Here is a 19042-nt window from a genome sequence, read left to right on the forward strand (position 1 = left end):
AAATATCCATAAGTTACTTCAGTGCGTTTGAACTCACAACTTCAACGCCTTCTAAAGCCCACGGCTGCAAAACAACAATTTGTTCTGTTCCACCAATAAATGCTTTACTCTGTGAGCCTACTTCCCCCACATAAACTTTCGTACCCGCAGGTATTTTTAATGCAAATACAGTATCGATTGGGGATTTTGCTCCTCCGGGCCATACGGGTAATACAGCCTTATCTATTCGTGTTTGAATCTCGCTAATTGGCGGCTCAACACTAAAAAATTGTCCATACGGATTACTTTCAGTACCAGCACGATAAAGTATTGTATCTTCTTTCAGTGAAACTACTTTGTATCTCCCTCCTGAAAATGTACCAGCAATTCCATCGTCTAAAGGTCCTGGGTCTATCGCCGAATATTCACCTTCTATTTCACCTAATTTATGGGAACTATTACTATAAGGAGGACAATCCCCCGGAATCTGCTGTAGCCCCAGCGGATCCACCCACCCCATCGGGTTTTTCACGTACTGATAGTTATTTAAACCACCCGCCAAACCAATGGGGTCTACCGTGATAAAACGCCCTGTTTCAGGACTATAATAGCGGTGGCGGTTGTAATGCAACCCTGTTTCTTCATCAAAGTACTGACCTTGAAAACGAAGTGGGCTTTTTACTACTCTCACGCGTTCACGAGCCACGTTACCGTAGGCTTGGTAATCCACCGCCCAAGCAATCGAACCTTCTACGTCAGTGATCTCAAGTGGCGTTCCCACTTGGTCTAAGTGGTAGAAGTAAGCTTGAGCCTGTTCCGCTCCTTCACCGGTTATCAGTGCAAGAGGGCGGAAAGAACCATATTCGTAGAGATAAGTTTGATAGCTTTCTTGTGACGATTCAGCAAGCAGTTTATTACCTTGCCATAAAAACTCAGTAGTCTTGTTCTGACCGATTTTATCCGTGACCGATTTTTCGATACGGCGACCGAATGCATCGTATTGATAGGTCGCAACTGTGCCATCATGTTTTGTGACTTTAATCAGTCGATGCTGAGCATCGTACTCATAATCCGTTACTAACTTACCACCATGACCACGGCTTTCACGAACAAGATTCCCAAACTCATCATATTGATAATGTTTGTCACCTTGGAACAGTAATTTGTTGCCTTCAACGTTGGCTTTACGATCCAACAGCAAGTTACCAGCCGGATCGTGCATAAACGTTTCGTTGATCACCCCACGAACCGCCGTTAATCGATCAAGCGGATCATATTCATACTCCGTTTGACCCCGTTGAGCATCTTCTATCTTGGTAAGGTTACCCGCTTGGCTGTATTCGTACCGACGACGCAGTTTCAACTGTGCTTGTTGATGCGATGTATGCTCAAGCAAACGCCCCATATCGTCATACAAGAATTGGCTGTTTAAGCTTCCTTGTTGGCGACTGGTCTCTAATCCGTTGGCTTTGTAATGGTGCGTAGTGAGCTTTTCTCCGTTGAGGTTAACCTGCTGCACTTGCCCTTTTGCAAATTGGTACTCCACCACCTGACCATCAGGCAGCAACATCGCACTTAATTGCCCCATCGGATTGTAGCGATAGCCTTGGCTTGCCCACCCTTGATGCTCCGCTTCCAACTGCCCGAGTAAGTTATAACGGTAAGCAAGAGGCCATTGGCCATCATCTACTTGTGTTAAGCGACCATGGTCGTCGTAGCTGTAATGCACTTCACTTTCATCGGGTAACGTTTTAAGCACCACATTGCCGAGCGCATCATATTGATATTGGGTGACGAGTTCCGTGCCTTCACTACCCACTTCAATTTTGGCGATCAGCTGGGTGTGCGCATCGTATTCATAACGAAACTCACGACCGTCAAAAGTGACTTCTCGACTTACGTGTCCTGTCGGCGCGTACTCTATGTGGTAATGTTCGCCACGTTCATTGACAATCTCACTCAGGAAATTGAAGCGGTTATTGTATGCATAGCGAATTGATGAACCATTCGGATTCACTCGACGGGTTACTTGGTGGTTTGGCCAAGCGTATTCAAACTCAGTCTTGCGCCCTTGCTCATCGGTCTGCTGAGTGACCTTACTATATGCATTGTATTGATAGGTCCGAACATGGCCACCCGGCAATACGTGTTTAAGCAGTCGTCCAACAGGGTCGTAGTGCATTTCACTTACGCCCATCGAATCCTGACGATAGCGCAAACGTCCCATCACATCGTAGCGATAACGAATGGTTTCACCTTGAGGCGTCACTTCCTCAATGAGGTGTCCATTCAGGTTCCACACCAATTTATGAACGCTGCCATCAGCGTAAGTGATTTTGTCGATTAAACCGTGTTCGTTGTAACGATAATGCGTGCTATGCCCGAGCGGGTTAACTTGTTCAGTAATATTACCGAAATCATCATGGCGATAACGCCACTTCGCTCTGTCCTGTATGACTTCAGTCAACAAACTTTTGTGATAGCTAAATTCAGTTACCAATCCGTTCGGATCGGTTTTGGCGATCATTTCGCCTTTCTTGTTGTAGGTAAATTCCGTTTTATTACCTAATGCATCAATCTCGGCCGTTAGTCGACCTTTTTCGTCATACTCTTTGAGATATTCACCGCCAGAGGCATCCACTTCTCTGACTAAGCGCGCATTGTTATCGTGCTGATAAACTTGTTGAGTGCCATTACTACTAGTTAAGGTAACGGTATTAGACGCGTCATCCCATTCATATTTGGTATCAACGTTGGCCAAGTTACTGTACTGGCGAATGGCTCGTACATCTTTACCCACGCCTTCCCAATCCCAATAGAAAATTGCGCCACCCGCTAATTCTCGAGATTGAATAACATGCAGCTCATCATAAGTGTATTTTTCTACTTCACCATTGGCGTTCATCGCAGCAATCAATTGCTGCTGTTCGTTATACGAGTAACGAACTTGTGTTTGCGCTAATTGCCACTCAGTGGTATTGGCCTGACAAGCATAAAGATCAACTTGTTGAATAAGGGAGGCATCGGTATAGGTGAGAACATACTTAACATTGGTATCACCACCAACTTCCACTGGACGCTGGTGTTTATCGTAACGAATGCGCAGTTGATGGTTATATTTATCGCGGATAGTAATTAATCGCCCGGTGTCACCATCAAGTTCAAACACATACTGTTTACTATCAGCAATAACAACGATGTGGTCATCGCTGTCGAGGAAGATGGCTGAGCCTGCAACAATATTGGTCACAGCAGGTAGCTGTTTCGTTGGCTTAGGGAAACGGGTTAACTTACTTTCACTGTCTTTCCATACTAATTCATCGCCATCCACACGCAGAGAATGCGCTAAGGGGTGTGTCCAGCCAAAACCTAAACCTAAGTTATGCTCTACGGCACTGGTGCGGTACAAGCGCTCCCACGAAAATGGCAAAAGCCCAATCAACTCCCCATCTACAACGGAAAGCAGTTCCTCTCCCGTTGCCATGGAAATTGGATCGTCATCGCATTTAGTTTCTTCTTTTTTCTGAGTGGGTTTCTCACTTTCCGTCTTCGGCGCACTACTCTCATCATGGACAGCTTTACTAGTATTAGTCTCATCCAATGTGGAATTGATTTTATTATCTGCCTTAATGTGAATATTGCCGTTATGGTACTCTTGAGTCCCACCTTTATTTATCGCTAGTCGCTTAAATTTAGCGCCTGCTTTTTCAACTAGATTTTTAGCAAATGTTAATAAATCATCAAAAATTTTGATGAAAGGCTTAAGCGCATTCCACGCCGCTACAGAGATATTTTTAACGATTTTAAAGCTAGCGTAAGCGACACCTAAAGCAGGAGTTGCTATAAAAGAGACAATGACGCCACCTAATAATCCCAATAACAAGTTAACGACGGCTTTACCGCCGAGTTCCGCTAACTCTTCGAAAAATGGCATCATGGGTGCCATGGAAAGATAAGTGATGATTGCATTGGTAAACAGAAACATCGCCGCTTCATCAGAAGCAAACAACATCAACTTTTCAAGCGTTGCAGGGGCACTTTGAGCGGCATTTTTTATCGAAGCGATGATGTCAGCTGCGCCTTCCTGCATCCCTTTCAGGGCCTTTTCAGGATCTTTAATTAGATCGTAAATATCACCGATCCCTTTCCAAAACTCGACTAAACCATCCCAAATGCCATCTGCAAACTTGCCGATAATAGAAAGTACATCATCCACACCTGAACGGCTAAATTCCTTTTCCCACGTAGGCTTAAAACCAGCCCATTTACCGTTGAGCCATGTAGTTAAATCGTTACCTAAGGCATCATAATGACCAAATAAAGCATCAAGTTCACTGGCACTAGGTTGATGGTTGATTTCTACTCTGTATTTTTTCCCTGGTGTTAAGCCAGTAAAGGTATATTGACCTTTTTCATCTAAATTTTTGGTAAGCTCAAAACTACCATCATCGGCTTTAATTGTGACGGGCACTGAACCAATCGGCACAGTATAAATAGATTCGTAGGCAGTGGTAACCGTCAGCTCGCCACTCAATGGACACGTTACAGAAGTTGACGCGTTATCATCATCTTTACCAACGGTTGTTTTCTCCTTGCCTACGCGCAACTGCTTATCCATTGAAAAAAGAGACGGTAAATCCATCGTTTCCGTAGCTTGGTCTGCCATTTTTGCATACCATTTTTTGGTCAGCTCACGGTATTTAGGAAGCAGATCGGGAATTCCATCAATTTGTTTATCTATATAAGAATAAAATTCTTGTTGTTCACTCATTAGAAATTCCCTAGCCAGTGTTGTTCTTTTTTAATTAATTCAATAAACGTTGCTAAATATTGCCCTTCAGGACCGCTGTAATGAGCAACGAACCTTTGCGCTTTTTTATGTAATACCGGTTCTGGATAAGCTTCATACAAAGCCTGACTGTAGTCGCTTAAACCATTAAGTAAGTTAGTGATCAGTACCGATGGATCTTCAGATAAACCTTTAACCACACTCTCCGGCACGTTCCACCATGGAAACTCTTTTTTATTGAGCACGGCAGGATCGCTGTTTTCTACATAAGTCTCTTTCGCGAGCCAAATGGCGGAGGGTCCCATCAGCTTTTTGCGTTCGGTGTCATCACATAGAGTGGCGACTTTGATGCCAAAGCGAGGATCGTAAAAACGAAAGAAGACATGTTGCACGTTTGGCATCCACACTTGGGTGAGGCTTTGCAGGTGATCGCGAACATCATTGAATGCGAAAGGTGAGGCTACCAGCATGCCCCAATCTTGAGGAGCGTCGTCGCTTAGTGCCCATTCCACAAAAGGATGGTCGGTGGTGATGGCAGCAATACGCGGCATCACTTCACGCCAGTCTTCATATGGTGTACCAAGCCACAAACCTTGCGCATCCGAGCCTTGCTGCTCGTAAAACGCCTGCATGATGTTGTCATCGCAGGTCGCATTCAGTACCACAAACCAATGCAAATCGGCATGTTGTTCTATTACGCTGCGCATGACCCATCCTTACATTTTTCGCACTCTTCACAGAATGGCGCAGCCGATTTCATCGTCGCGACCTGCGCTGGAGTCAGTATTGGATTAGGGTTAACTGGCGCTGCTTCTGCTGCACCCGGTAAGGTTGCTGCTTTACCGCTGTACGCCACCGCGCTACCCGCGCTGCCGCCAGCATTCAAATTGATCACAGAACCGGAGATCGAAACACCGCTACCATCAACTTTGACAAAGTTGCTGCCGTTGGTGAGGGTAATTTCCGCCCCCGCTTCTACCACAATTTTGGCACCCGCTTTGAGTGAAATGGTTTTGCCCGTTTGCACTGCCGTTAACGAGCCGACTTTATACTGGTCTAACGCACCCACTTCTTCACTGATGTCTTTCGTGACATTCAGGCGACTTTCGCCTTTTATTGTGGTGTGTTCGTCTTTACCCACTTTCGTAAAGGTGTCGTTATCGACGGTAAGATGCTTATCGTGATGAATCACTTCGGTGTGATCGTTGAGTACCAAGGCTTGATAGTCTTTCTGCGCATGCAGATAGATTTTCTCGCTGTCGGCTTGGTCTTCAAAACTCAGTTCGTTGTACCCTTCCCCTTGGTGGGTTTGGGTACGGATGATGGTTTTGGTCTTATTATCCGGCAGGGCATAAGGCACTGTGTTGGTCTGGTGATAGGTACGACCGGTAATAATCGGTTGATCTGGGTCGCCATTGAGAAACGAAACGATCACTTCGTGACCAATACGTGGCAAAGCCACCATACCGTATTGGCTGCCAGCCCAACCTTGAGAAACACGTACCCAGCAAGAGCTTTGCTCATTGGCGTTGGAATATCGATCCCAAGGGAAATGCACTTTAACTCGCCCATGTTCATCACAGAAAATTTCTTCGCCTTCTGGGCCGACGACTTTGGCGATCATTGGGCCATCAACTTGCGGTTTTGGCTGCGGTGTCGCGCGCCAATTCACGGTCGAAGGAACCAATTTAAACTGGTTTGAATAGGTTGTGGCACCACTACCAGCTTCTTCTTCTAACGCCTGCGGTTGAGTGCCTTGATGGCGAATGCTCACCACCAAATAGTCTGTGTTGAGCGTCTCGTTAAGATGCTCAGCTAAGGTAAACTGGTAACCTGCTTGCAGTTTCGGTTGATTGCTTTTGCCGACCAGCGTTTTAGCATTGCGTCGTAAATAATCGAGACGTATTTGGTTAAATGCCGCCCCAGAGGTGTCATCTTTAAAACGCCCAGGCGCATCAAAGTGCTCGTAAATGCTTTGTTGGTAAGCCATATCCGTACCTGTTGCTTGTTGAGCAAACAGATACGTCGGCTGTTTAAACGAGTAATCTTGTAAAGCAGTGGTGCTCACTTCCATCTCGGTTTTCAGATTCAAGTTCGAGACATAAGGTGTATCGACAGCGCCCCCCGCTATGGAGTTATAGGCAATTTCACCACCAAGTTTCGGTAAGCTTTCGGTACTATCAGTAAAGAGAACGGTATGCTTGCCTTCTTCGTGAATGACAGAATACACCAAGCCCTCTTCTGCTGCGAGACGCTGTAAGAAGGCTAAATCGGTTTCACGATATTGAACGCAGAATTCACGTTGAGCGCAGGTGCGTTTGATGGAAAAGGCGTAATCATTAATGCCCATCTCTTGCAATAGCACCGAGATGATTTCGGGAACCGTCTGCAATTGAAAAATGCGACTATTTTGACGCAATGATAAGCGCGCCAACGCAGGCACTAGCGTCAAAGAGTAGTAAGTGTAATTATGACCGATGTCGCCTTGGCTAAATTGACGGACGATGCCGTGAACGCGTTTAACCAGTTCATTGTCGCGATAGATTTTTAGCTCGGCTGTTTTATCGATCAGTTGATCAGGCGTGATGTCCGACTGACGACTGGCTAAATCGATCGTGTAACGAAAGCCGTAATCGCAATCGCCCACTTTATCGTCTGATAATACTTCTTGACCATCGAAGCCTCGTACCACCAAAGCTTCGCTGTCTAAACCTTCTACTTCTATGGTAAAGCCTAACGTTGTAGCCATCCTGCCAATTCCTTCTCCCCTTTCGTGAGGGGTATATTGTGACGTTGAATGTGCAGCCTTCGTTGTTATTTATTATCGCCGCATAAAGTCCGACTGCATTTTCACTGGTCGGGTCGGTATAAAATTCAGTGTGTTACTCTCATTTTGGTTTGACTATGTTGTCAGTTGCACGATAGATGCAGCGCACCAAATTTTCACCACTGATAAATCCAACCTGTTGTGCAGCAAAGTCGATGCCAACTTAAAATTACGATTTATCAGTGGGTTATATTTTTATTTTATCTATTAAGGCAACATTCTGCCTAAGTTGAGCAAAAAACTGCTTCAAGCCACGATTTATTGCCCATTTCTACTTGGGTTGCTTTTCCTTCTGTTGCAAAGCCGATTCAATCATCGACATTTGCCAACTGAGATTATTCAACCGCGTTTTTAGTACCGAAAATTCCTTACGCGCTTCCGCTAACTCACCCTGTTTTATCAAGGTTTGTACGTAATCGACGCGCCCATAAATGGGAGAAAGACTAACGGCAAAATCCTCTAGCGACTTGGTTTGCTTTTGTAAATCAGACCAATGCTGCTTTTGTGCCAGCAAAGAGATGTTCGCCATCTTGGTCCGAATATCACGAAAACGTTCAATGAAACGATCCGTCTGCTCTAGCGCTTCTTGTTGAGCTTGTGTAAAAGAAAGAGCGACTTGTTTAACCGCCTCCGATTCTGGGTAAAGCTCAGTTAATGCATGCACTTGCGCCGTGGCTGCCACTTTGTTTTGCTCAATAGACTCCGCCATATTTTTATTGATTGATGCCTGATAAAGCTTAATGAACGGTGCTTGCCAACTCCGTCGCTGCGTTTGTGACGTTTGTGCTTGAAAAGTCTCTACTTGAGACATGTTTGAGATGATAGGTTCATCGACTTGCGTGGTATAAATGTGTTTGCCAAACCAATGTTGATAACCCCAAGTTCCAGCCAGTGCAACCAATACCCCCACCAATAAGGCCATCAGTGCTGTAGTACGATAACGACGAACAGAAACCGAAGGTACAGCTTCACTTTGCTGTTTTTGCTGACGTTTTAGTAAGGTGTGGTATTGGGTTTCAATTCGATCAATGTGTTCAAAAAGGGCGAACCCCACCCCTTCAAAATCCACTAAATGCTCTGGTTGTTGCGCTTCCAATACCTGATGGAGTCGCTCACAACATTTTTCCGCACGATATAACTCACGAAGCGCTTCATAATTGGGCTTGAGCGCTTTTAACTCCGGCACAACTTTGCTATTGACCCAGTCAAACACCTCTTTGCGCATTTTGGCCGATTTGGTATCGGGCTTATCAAGCGCAGATAAACTGGCGAGAAGAATTTCTAGGCCATTAGCAAAGCCATTTAAGCCATGTACTTTTAAACTAGCAACGGCAAAATACCCCGCCATGAGCAAGTCTAATCCTTGCTCTTTTGCTAACGTTTCACAGCACGTAAACACCTTTTCCCAATCGGTGCCCCCCGCTAACGGGTTAAAACGACGATTGACCTCGTCACGAATTATTTGATAGTTATCCGAACCCCGAATGACTTCTGAATCATTGATAAGGCGGTAGAAGCCGTTATCCAGGAACAACACGTTCGACATATCGATATCGCTCTGTAAAGCTAAAAATAAAGAAAAGGAGCGAGTCTCCTCGCTCCTGATTAATTAATATAAGGTTTGAGATAGGTTGAACGACTTGAACAACCGCTCAGTGAATGGGTTCGCATCAGCTTCAGAGTTAATGCGATAAATCATGTCACCACCATCAACGGTAAATTTGTAGTCAACCGTGGTTGAGCTTGCAGAAATCACATCCCCTTCATCCAGTAAGCGGAAGAACGCCCAAGGACCTTGAATTGCGATACTACGTGGAGACACATTGCTCTTAGTTGGTACCAACGTTACTTTAGAAACGGCAGAATCACGTAAGGTGTTTGGCCAAATCAATTCAACGTTTTCACGAGGTCCATGGCTGTACGCTAAGTACTGACCATCCACGTTAAGTACGCTGCGGCGTTTATTGCCTGTTAGACGCAGTGGTTCAACCGAGAAGCTCACATCCAACACCCCTTTACGGTTAAAGAAGGCCTGACGAATACGTTCCGCTTGTTTGATCTCTTCAAGTACATCTTTACGAACGATTGAGTGGTCACCTTCGCCGTTACCGACACTGATGTTCTCATCGATGAACATTTTCAGTTGGTTTTTGTAGAAGCTATCCAATGTACCGTTTGGTGCAAAGAAGGATTCAAAATCATCTAAAGAGACATCTTTCTTCGACGCAGGATTAAACGGATAACGGTTCGCCAATTTCTCTTGGAACGTTGCATAAACATCATCATGCCAGCGTGTTTCCAGGTGCTTGATTGCCGCTTGTTTCACTACATACCAGCTTTCATCCGCCAATTTAGTCATCATGGTATCGAGAGGTTTTGGCAAACCAGACGCAATACGTTTGAGAGTGTAAATAGGGTCGGCATTGACCAGTTTCAAACGAGCTTTGGTCGCATCCAAGGCCGCAGTTCCGACATCAGGCGCATCTTGAATCGCTTTCAAATAGTTCTTCAGCTCTTCTATCGACGTTAATACCTCTTGGAAATATGCAGGTTTGTCACCCACTGGTTTTAACATGTCGTTAAGTTCAGAGAACGGCGCTTCAATATTGGCTGCCACTTTGTACTTAGAACTTTTCACTAGTTCTTTGCTGGCGTCATCGTCACTGATCTCACCAAACATCTCTGTGTTGTTGTCCAAAGTACGTAGCAAACGCTGTAGCGGCTCTACGTTGCCGGTGATGTTTTCCAACACAGTGACCGCATCATTGATATCACTAAAGTACTTCACATCAATTTCATTTAGCGCATTACGCCAAGTGTTGGTGTAGTCACCGATGTACAGCTGACGAATACGGTCACGTAACGCTTGCTTATCGGCTTCGCTAAAGTTAGCGGATTTAGTTTGACCTAATACCCAGCTATCAATTAGAGCCAATTCAGAAACCGATTCTGATTGCGGCATAAAGTAATCTTCAAAGCCTTGTTTGGTCAGCATTTGAGGAATATACAAATTGCCACTGTTCATAACACGTTCTTCGAAGACCACATCAAACACCGGACCGATTAAACTACGCAGGTTAATGGCAGGACCTAATACGGTTTGAGCACTCAATTTCAGGTTACGATATACCCGTTGTTCGTTCGGCATTGACCCTAACTGTTGTTGAACTTTGGCGATCGTTTGGTCATAAGGACGCATCACTTTCTCTGCCATCTTGTCGCCGTGTTTACGGTCTGCAGTCAAATCCGTATGACGCATTGCATAATCTAAGTGACCTTGCAGTTCATCTTGAATCTCACGCTCACCGGAGAACTCTTTTTGCCAATGCTTAGCAAAGTAGTCCATGACGTAATCTTTATAACGACCACTTTTATCGGTCATCATGCGATACACACGTAAAACGGCCAGTTTCTCTTCATCAGTACGTGCATGTTTCAGATCAACAATCACGTCAGCCATCAGCAGAGGTAAGAAACGCGTTTCAAGTAAGTTCAGGTACGTTTCTTCAACACGAGGACCAATGGTGTGACCTTGATATAATCCCAAATCAGAGATGTATTCTGGTTTTTCGCGGAAGAAACCGAACTCTAACGTCGCTTCACGAATCTTGTTCAAAGGCTCCAGCACCTCTTGCTGTGATGCCATTTTGAAATTAGATGGAAACTCTTGTTTATACTGGTTTACTTTGGCTAATACCGCGTCAGAGTGATGGATGTTAGCATCGTAGTTACGCTGCCAAGAGCCGATAAGAAGCACAGAGACAATCGCGCAAGAAAGCACTGACAATCCCATCAAACGACGTTTTTGACGCGTCACACGAAAGTTATCTGACGCCAAACCCGCTTCAGGGTAGATGATGTTATTGAACAGTTTCTGAGTGAAATAAACTGTTGAGTTTTTCGCATGTTGCGCACGGTTAACCGCATGGGTTAAACCATAACGACGCGATGCCGCATCATCAAATGCATTGGTTGGAACCCCTTGCTGATACACTGACGTAAAGTAAGCACCACGCACCAACGCTGAAGTTGAGAACTGGTCACTCGCCAATGCTTCTTCAAAGAACTGCAACAAGATGTCTTTTAAGCCCGCCATTTGGCGCGTAAAGCTGTAAATTGCATTACGCTCATCTAATGGCATTGTATCCGCAACAGCTTCAGGAAGAATGTCGTTAATACGTGAAACAAATTTGCCGTAATCTTTTGAAAATTCATCAAGCCAGTGGTCTAACTGCTCGATAGATTCTAGAGAGAACGTAAAGCCTAATACTTCTTCACGCTCTGATTTTGAGTAATGTTTGAAAAACGGTTCAAAACCGTAAAGCAAATCAAGCTTAGTTAACGCAATGTACACAGGTAAACGAGTCGAAAGTGTTTCCATCACTTCACGAATACGGGCACGCAGCAAACTTGCGTAGGCTTTACGCTCTGTTGCTGATGCCGTCGCAAGATGAGACACATCCAACGCCAAAACAATACCGTTAAGAGGACGACGACTACGAGTACGGTCAAGCCAGTTGACAAAATGTTGCCATAAACGACGCTCCATTTCGCCATCGTTATCCATCTCGCGGCTACCTTGCGTTAACAGCTCACCATCTGGGTCGATCAGGACGGAATCATCACCAATCCACCAGTCAAACGAATAAGGGTTATCACTTTTCTTACCAGAAGCGCGACGAACGGAAGAGAAAACGAAGTTTTGTCCAGAGCGGTTAATTAGGCTCGTTTTACCGGCATTCTCAAGGCCCATCACCAAATACCACGGCAGAGCGTACAAGTAATTACGCTTGTTCAAGTTCTGCTTCATATCAACCATCACTTGGTTGAGTTCCGCTTCTTGACGCTCTTCGTATACCTTGATTGGGTCTTCTCGAAGTTGCTCTTCACGCTGTTGCTGCACTTGGAAAGAGCGTAGTTTACGAGCTTGCCATAAACCCCATAAACCAAAACAACCTAAGGTAAAGAGTGCACTCGCGATCGATCTAGCCATAATCGATTCGAGCGGTTTCATGCCATAGATTTTGAGCCAAGGCCCTGCCCACCAAATTGCCACATTCAATAAAATGAATGTGGTGAATAGTAAAATGGGAAGTGCTGAGACCATTCCTGGCTTAAGCTTTTTCACTATTCCGACAATAAATTTCCACATGGATTGTGTCCTTCGTTTACTCTGACGTTGTATTTCTTTCTAGTTGTTCAATGAGTGACGGTTCCCATTCGGTTACGCTCATGGTGGTCACTTGTTTATGTAATGTTTGGTACTGCTCTTTAGCCATCCCATCAAGATGATTAGCCTGCATCACGTCTGCTGAAAGCATTCGCCAATAGAATTTATCGCGTGGCTCGGTCGCATTAACCAATCCTTCATTGAGCATCGAAAGTGCCACAGCAATGCCACCTTCTTTTGCCATTGAAAACGCTTCTTGACGCTTTTCCTGCCAATCACCACCTGCTGATGAACCACCCGCATTCGCGCCGCTTTTAGAAGCTAGCCACTCCTTTACGGCATCGGATACAAAGGGTTCACCCCCTTTAAATTTGAGGTCAAACAAGGATGGTAAACGTGCTAAAAACTGCTGAGTTTCTTCAATAATCGCTTGGCACCAATCATGTTTGCCAAGACTATCGGCAATGGTGTAACTCATTAAATGCCCATCAAACCAATAGGGTGCCATCGTTAGACTCTGCTCAACCTTGCGCCACAAAGCCAAATCTGGATGACGCATTTGGTCTTGATAATCTTTCACTCGGTCTTGTTGCATCCCGCGAAGAAGTGTTTCGCCATCCGGTTTGTGATCAGGAAGAGACGTAATACTGCCCCACACGGCATAACGACGAAGACGAACAGACAAAGCGATACCGAACTCTTGTTCTGCAAGAAAATCAGCCACTTTCAGTAACGTTTGCTTAGCAGCTTTATCACTGGAATGGTCAACTGACAATGAAGTTGGTGCAGTGGTTGAACGCACTTCACTTTCTGGAGTCGTTGTAGGCTTTTGTTGCTCGACTTTTTGTCTTTCTTCAGCACGGCGTAATTCGCTTTGAATCTTGCTTTCTACCGACTCAATGACATCCGATTTAAGGCCATGAGAGTCAATCACTTGCTCCCAAGCTTGCAGCGACTGCATCAGTGTCTCGCGTGCAGTGCCATCGAAACGGTGATACTCAAGTTTTTCTACAACCAACGAGAAACGCTGGGCAATTTGACTAAAGAATTTACGTCGTGGCAGATTGCCACGCTTACCCGGTGCGGGATAACTCTCTTCCCAAAAATGCACCATGAAATCGGTCATCACATCTAAAGAGGTAATGAAACGTGTTGGCGTGGGATCGTTGTGAAGGCACTGAAGTAAGTAGACCAACAGTTTGATGTCTTTACTCTTTTCAGCCAAAAGCTTAACAGTGCTGTGTTCAACTTCTTCCCACTGCACACTACCGTGAGAAAGTGAGCCCACTTTCATCATCTGATCTTCAACAAAATCAAACAGTGGATCGTCGATCAACCGTTCACCAACTGGGTTATCACCTGCGATCGGTTGAGCGACACATTGACGATATTGCGCTAATTCCATCTTCTCACCTACCAGCCACAGCGTTGACGTAATGCAGAAAGTTCGCTTGCCACATTGCGGGTATCAAACTCTAGACCATCAGCAAAGGTTGCGTTTGAACGCAACACAAGACGATTTCCAGCCGTCATGGCTTTCATCATATCAATTGCAGGCAGACCACGAGCAGAAGACATCAAAACGCCTAAATCATCACTGCGCCAATACTGCTGCTGACCACCAGCCACAGCAATACGAATACGACCATCTTGTACAGGATCCGGCAGAGCCAGCTCAACACGGCTTAAGTTATTCATGCAGCTCATCAGCAAAATAGGTTTGGCATTGCCTTGGAATTGGGTATGCGTATTCATCGCTGTTAAAGCCAACCATGCACTGCTTCCTTTTCCATCGCCTTGCGTCACTAACGTTCGTGACTTGTCACCATCTTGATGGGCAGCATCCATCGCACGCTGCCATGCTTCGGGGTATGCTTGACCTGTCAATTGTTTTTCAGGTAATGGGGTTTTGAATACGCGGTCAAAACAGTCTAAACGTTCTAAACGTCCTGATACCAAACGACATTGCTCAGCTTGAGCTAAGCGTTGATCGGCAGCTTGAGTAACAGAAGGGACAGCCGCTAAGGTTGATAGCAGGCCTAACCATGCACAAACACGCAGTTTATTCATTGTGCTTTGATCTCCAATTTAAGGCATTTGTACGCCAGCGTGCGCTTAGGAATGCCTAAGCTTTCAGCTGCTTTTGCCCGATCGCCAGAGAAGCGTTTAAGACGTTCACTAATGATTTTGGCTTCGAATTCATTCAGAGCCTGTTTCAAGTCGCTGATGACATTATAATTTGGCTCTGATGACTCATTGACTGGCGCTTGAGTCGTCGTTGAAGCTGGTATGTTTTGCGGCATTTCTGGATCTAGATTAATTTCAGCCATCGCCTTAATGCGATGAGCAAAACACTGCTCTTCAACTTGTGTACCGTCTAGAGTTTGCGCACACCCAAATTCAATGAGGTGTTTTAGCTCACGCACGTTACCAGGGAAATTATGTTGTTTTAGGCAGTCAATCGCTTTGAAATGCAAACCGCGAATGTTCTTGCCGTTTTGTTGATTAAACAACTCAACAAAGTGCTGGCTAAGTTGGTCAATATCGTCCATTCGCGATGCTAAACTAGGCAACGTGATCGGATATTGGAACAAACGATAATAAAGGTCTTGGCGGAAAGAACGCTTACGCACTTGGTCAATCAAGTTCACGTGAGTTGCCGATACCAAACGAAAATCTGACGTTAGCTCTTGTTTACCGCCAACAGGACGAAAAGTTCGAGATTCCAAAACACGCAGAAGTTTGGCTTGCAACGCCAAAGGCATATCACCAATTTCATCAAGGAATAAGGTGCCGCCATTTGCTTGAGCAATCAGACCTTGCTTATCACTGTCTGCGCCAGAGAACGCCCCTTTGCAGTAACCAAATAGCTCACTTTCTAAGAGGTTTTCAGGAATCGCAGCACAGTTAATTGCGACAAATGGCTCATCTTTACGGGAAGAGAGCTGGTGAACAGCTTCAGCTACCAACTCCTTACCTGTCCCAGTTTCACCTTGCACCATAACTGACAGCTGTGACTGAGCAGCGCTGGCGATTTGCTGACGCAGCTTCTGCATCACGTTACTTTGGCCTATCAACTTACTAGATAGGTTATTTACTAGTGACTGCTGTGTGGAATTACGCTGAATATCCGATAACGATTCAGTGAGAACTTGACGATTTTGCTCTTCACGCGCCATTTCACTGAGCAGTTCCCACTGCTGAGAAAACACCGCGACAAATTTGAGGAAGTGCTCATCGTCAAAGGCATTGGTCACAACGTGGCTTTCGCCAATCATCAATAAAATCGACTGAACATGACGAGCACCCAAAGGTAGAGGTTGAATCAAGACTGAGTCGAACATCCCCACGCGCGCGGTCAGTTGATTAAACATACGGTTAGCTTGCCAAAACACCAGTTCATCAGCCGTCAAATGCATCGCATTAGACGACTGAAGAACATGGGCAAACGGTGTATCAAAGTCCGTAACTGACCATGAATAAGGTAAAACGTTGTCGTTAGGCACCAATAGACGCCCATCCGAAGAGGGCATCAATAGCATACAAGTAGAAAGACCGAGCTCTTGCGACACGATATCGACAAATCGAGTCGCAAGTTGTTGGGGCTTTCTTAATCCAACAAGATCGGTCGCGAAAGCTAGCCAATTACTCATGATTACTCTACCTCTCCTACAAATTCACCATCTTGCGCAGACAATGAAATACGCACGACAGGCTCTTTGGCAGCCAGTTTATTTAGCAGTGCTAATGAGACTGGCGGTAACAGTTGTCCTTCGATAATCGCTTCGAGCATACGCGCGCCATTTTCAGAGCGAGTCGCACGGTTAAGAATCTCTTCAATCAGAGAATCTTCAATCACTACTTCAGCGCCGTAACGAGTCTTGAAGAGTGTTTCTAGGCGAGCAAGTTTGCCTTTCACGATCTCGTTTAGAACTTCTTTGCTAAGTGGCATGTAAGGAATCACCTCCATGCGAGCGAGCAATGCAGGTTTAAAGAACGCCGCTAATTCTGGGTAAAGCGCATCATCTAGTTCAGACAGATTGTCTGAGTAATCAACGATGGTTTGGAAACCAAGGTTTGAAGTCAGGAAGAAAACAATGTTTTGGCAATCAATCTTACGACCTTCACCATCACACAGCTCACCTTTATCAAATGCTTGATAGAAGATGTTAAGCACTTCTGGATGCGCTTTTTCAACTTCATCAAGAAGAACCACTGAATATGGCATCTTGCGAATCGCTTCCGTTAGCACACCACCTTCACCGTAACCCACGTAACCTGGAGGCGAACCAATTAGGCGTGAAACCGTGTGTTTCTCTTGATACTCCGACATATTAATCGTTGTTAAGAATTGCTGGCCGCCGTATAACTGCTCAGCAAGCTGAACAACCGTTTCTGTTTTACCCACACCACTTGGACCAACAAGCAAGAAAGCACCTTTTGGACGACCAGGACGACGCAAATCAGCGCGAGCCGTTAACAGGTGGCGATGCACACGTTCAATCGCGGTATCTTGACCTTTGATTGCTTTACCTAGGATCTCGGTTAGATGGGTAATTTTGTGCAGTTCGTCCGTGTTCATTTGATCGACTGGTACACCAGTCCAATCGGCAATGACCTCTGCAATTTGATCGGCGCCAACTTGTGGACACATCAAACGATCATCATGCGGAATCGCATTTAATTCAGCGAATTTGCTCTGCAAGTCAGTACGAAGTTCAGCCAAGTGATCTTGGTCTTGATCTTCTGCATCCACAGCTTCCATCAATTCCACTCGCAGAGCGACAATGGATTCAACCAGTTCTTTCTGTGATTGCCATTTTGCGCTTAACGTCTCTTTTTCTACTTCATCCAGTTGCTCCTGCTCACGCAGTTGCGCAAGACGATCTTCATCGATCTCTTGACCAAGATAGATAGCACGCTCAAGCATCTTGATCTCTAATTGACGCTGATGACATTCAGTTTCAAGCAAAGCGATACGACTTGGCGGCGTTGTCATATTAATGGCGATACGAGCACAAGCAGTATCTAACACATCAATGGCTTTATCTGGCAGTTGACGACCTGAAATATAACGAGCAGAAAGTTCTGCTGCCGCTTTCAAAGCATCATCAGTAATTAATACGTTGTGTGCCTTTTCATACACACCATTCAAACCACGCAAAATATCGACAGCTTGAGTAATAGAAGGCTCTTCCAATTTCACCAGTTGGAAACGACGAGTTAACGCAGGATCTTTTTCAAAATACTTTTTGTATTCTTTCCAAGTGGTCGCCGCAATCGTACTTAATTCACCACGAGCGAGGGCAGGTTTTAGCAAGTTGGCTGCATCACTGCCCCCTTCTTGGTTACCAGAACCAATAAGGGTATGTGCTTCATCGATAAACAGAATGATTGGGTGTGGTGCGTGTTTAATCGCATCAATCACGCCTTTCAGGCGTTTTTCAAATTCACCTTTTACTGATGCACCCGCTTGTAGTAAGCCTAGATCTAGAGAATAAAGTTCAATTTTTGCTAATTGAGTAGGTACTTGACCAGCTACGACGCGCAGTGCCAAACCTTCAATCATGGCACTTTTACCCACGCCAGCATCACCAACCACAATCGGGTTATTTTTACGGCGACGACACAGGATGTCGATCATGAGATTCAGCTCATTCTCACGACACAATACTGGGTCAAGTTCGCCATTACGCGCTTGTTCGGTAACGTTGGTGCAGTATTTAGCTAAAGGTGAAGAATCGGAATTTAGCGCTGCTTTACTTGCCGCAGCGGGTGTTGATTTTTCAACCGCGCTTTCTGCAGAATCTGCCAAAATAGTGGTGAAATGTTTCTTCAAACTTTCGCGATTAATGCCATCAAACAGTTTAATCAGTTTCAAAGGCAAATAGCGGTCAGCACGTGTGATTGCCGCTAAAAAAACCGCACCAGAACGCAATTCGTTTTGATCCAATTCAGTCGTTGAAAGTAACCATGCTTCTTGCAGAACTTCCACTAATAGCGGAGAAAACGCCGGATAAGAATCTAAAGATTGTTCACGGGCATAACTGGACGCAAGGGCTTGTTTTACGGCGTCTAGCTCAATATTCGCTTGTTTAAGTACAATGCGAACATCAGACAATGGGTTATCTGTCAGGACATCAAGATAGTGCTCTAGGGTGACTTCTGGATGCTGACGCTCAATGCACAGTGAAGCAGCTTGCTCTAAAGCCAGCTTACTTTGCGCATTCAACTTTGCGATAAGAGTGGGTAATTCAATACGGATCACGACGACCAC

General features: G+C 45.2%; 8 protein-coding genes and 2 pseudogenes. All 10 read right to left on the minus strand.

What is annotated here, in order from left to right:
- Positions 1 to 13: 13 nt before the first annotated feature.
- The 10 genes and pseudogenes from JCM16456_RS22705 to tssH all read right to left on the minus strand — a co-directional run bounded on the left by JCM16456_RS22705 (position 14) and on the right by tssH (position 19033).
- Complete coding sequence (locus JCM16456_RS22705; protein WP_068718773.1) at positions 14 to 4750, minus strand: RHS repeat-associated core domain-containing protein; 4737 nt, start codon at positions 4748 to 4750, stop codon at positions 14 to 16.
- Positions 4750 to 5475: a DUF4123 domain-containing protein gene (locus JCM16456_RS22710; protein ID WP_068718775.1), complete on the minus strand. Its 726-nt coding sequence runs from the start codon at positions 5473 to 5475 to the stop codon at positions 4750 to 4752. The genes JCM16456_RS22705 and JCM16456_RS22710 overlap by 1 nt, the downstream gene beginning before the upstream one ends.
- A complete protein-coding gene (locus tag JCM16456_RS22715; protein ID WP_068718777.1) occupies positions 5463 to 7517 on the minus strand; it encodes a type VI secretion system Vgr family protein in 2055 nt (684 codons plus the stop codon). Before JCM16456_RS22715 ends, JCM16456_RS22710 begins: the two co-directional genes overlap by 13 nt.
- Positions 7518 to 7866: 349 nt before the next feature.
- On the minus strand, positions 7867 to 9141 hold the full coding sequence (locus JCM16456_RS22720; RefSeq protein ID WP_068718779.1) for a type VI secretion system ImpA family N-terminal domain-containing protein: 1275 nt from the start codon (positions 9139 to 9141) through the stop codon (positions 7867 to 7869).
- A 63-nt stretch (positions 9142 to 9204) separates the two neighbouring features.
- On the minus strand, positions 9205 to 12747 hold the full coding sequence (tssM, locus tag JCM16456_RS22725) for a type VI secretion system membrane subunit TssM (protein ID WP_068718781.1): 3543 nt from the start codon (positions 12745 to 12747) through the stop codon (positions 9205 to 9207).
- A 16-nt stretch (positions 12748 to 12763) separates the two neighbouring features.
- Positions 12764 to 14170: a type VI secretion system protein TssA gene (gene tssA, locus JCM16456_RS22730; protein ID WP_068718783.1), complete on the minus strand. Its 1407-nt coding sequence runs from the start codon at positions 14168 to 14170 to the stop codon at positions 12764 to 12766.
- 8 nt (positions 14171 to 14178) lie between these two features.
- Entirely contained in the window at positions 14179 to 14835 is a 657-nt protein-coding gene (vasI, locus tag JCM16456_RS22735) for a type VI secretion system-associated protein VasI (RefSeq protein ID WP_068718785.1), read from the minus strand.
- A pseudogene (locus JCM16456_RS24535) lies at positions 14832 to 15017 on the minus strand (helix-turn-helix domain-containing protein); the annotation flags it as partial. The pseudogene JCM16456_RS24535 and the gene vasI, both read right to left, overlap by 4 nt.
- Positions 15018 to 15100: 83 nt before the next feature.
- Positions 15101 to 16418: pseudogene (locus JCM16456_RS22740) on the minus strand (sigma-54 interaction domain-containing protein); the annotation flags it as partial.
- A gap of 2 nt (positions 16419 to 16420) precedes the next feature.
- Positions 16421 to 19033 carry a type VI secretion system ATPase TssH gene (gene tssH / locus JCM16456_RS22745; RefSeq protein WP_068718789.1) on the minus strand — a complete coding sequence of 871 codons (2613 nt, stop codon included), beginning with the start codon at positions 19031 to 19033 and terminating at the stop codon, positions 16421 to 16423.
- Between the last annotated feature and the right edge of the window lie 9 nt (positions 19034 to 19042).

Source organism: Vibrio tritonius, assembly GCF_001547935.1.
In the GTDB taxonomy this organism is placed as follows: domain Bacteria; phylum Pseudomonadota; class Gammaproteobacteria; order Enterobacterales; family Vibrionaceae; genus Vibrio; species Vibrio tritonius.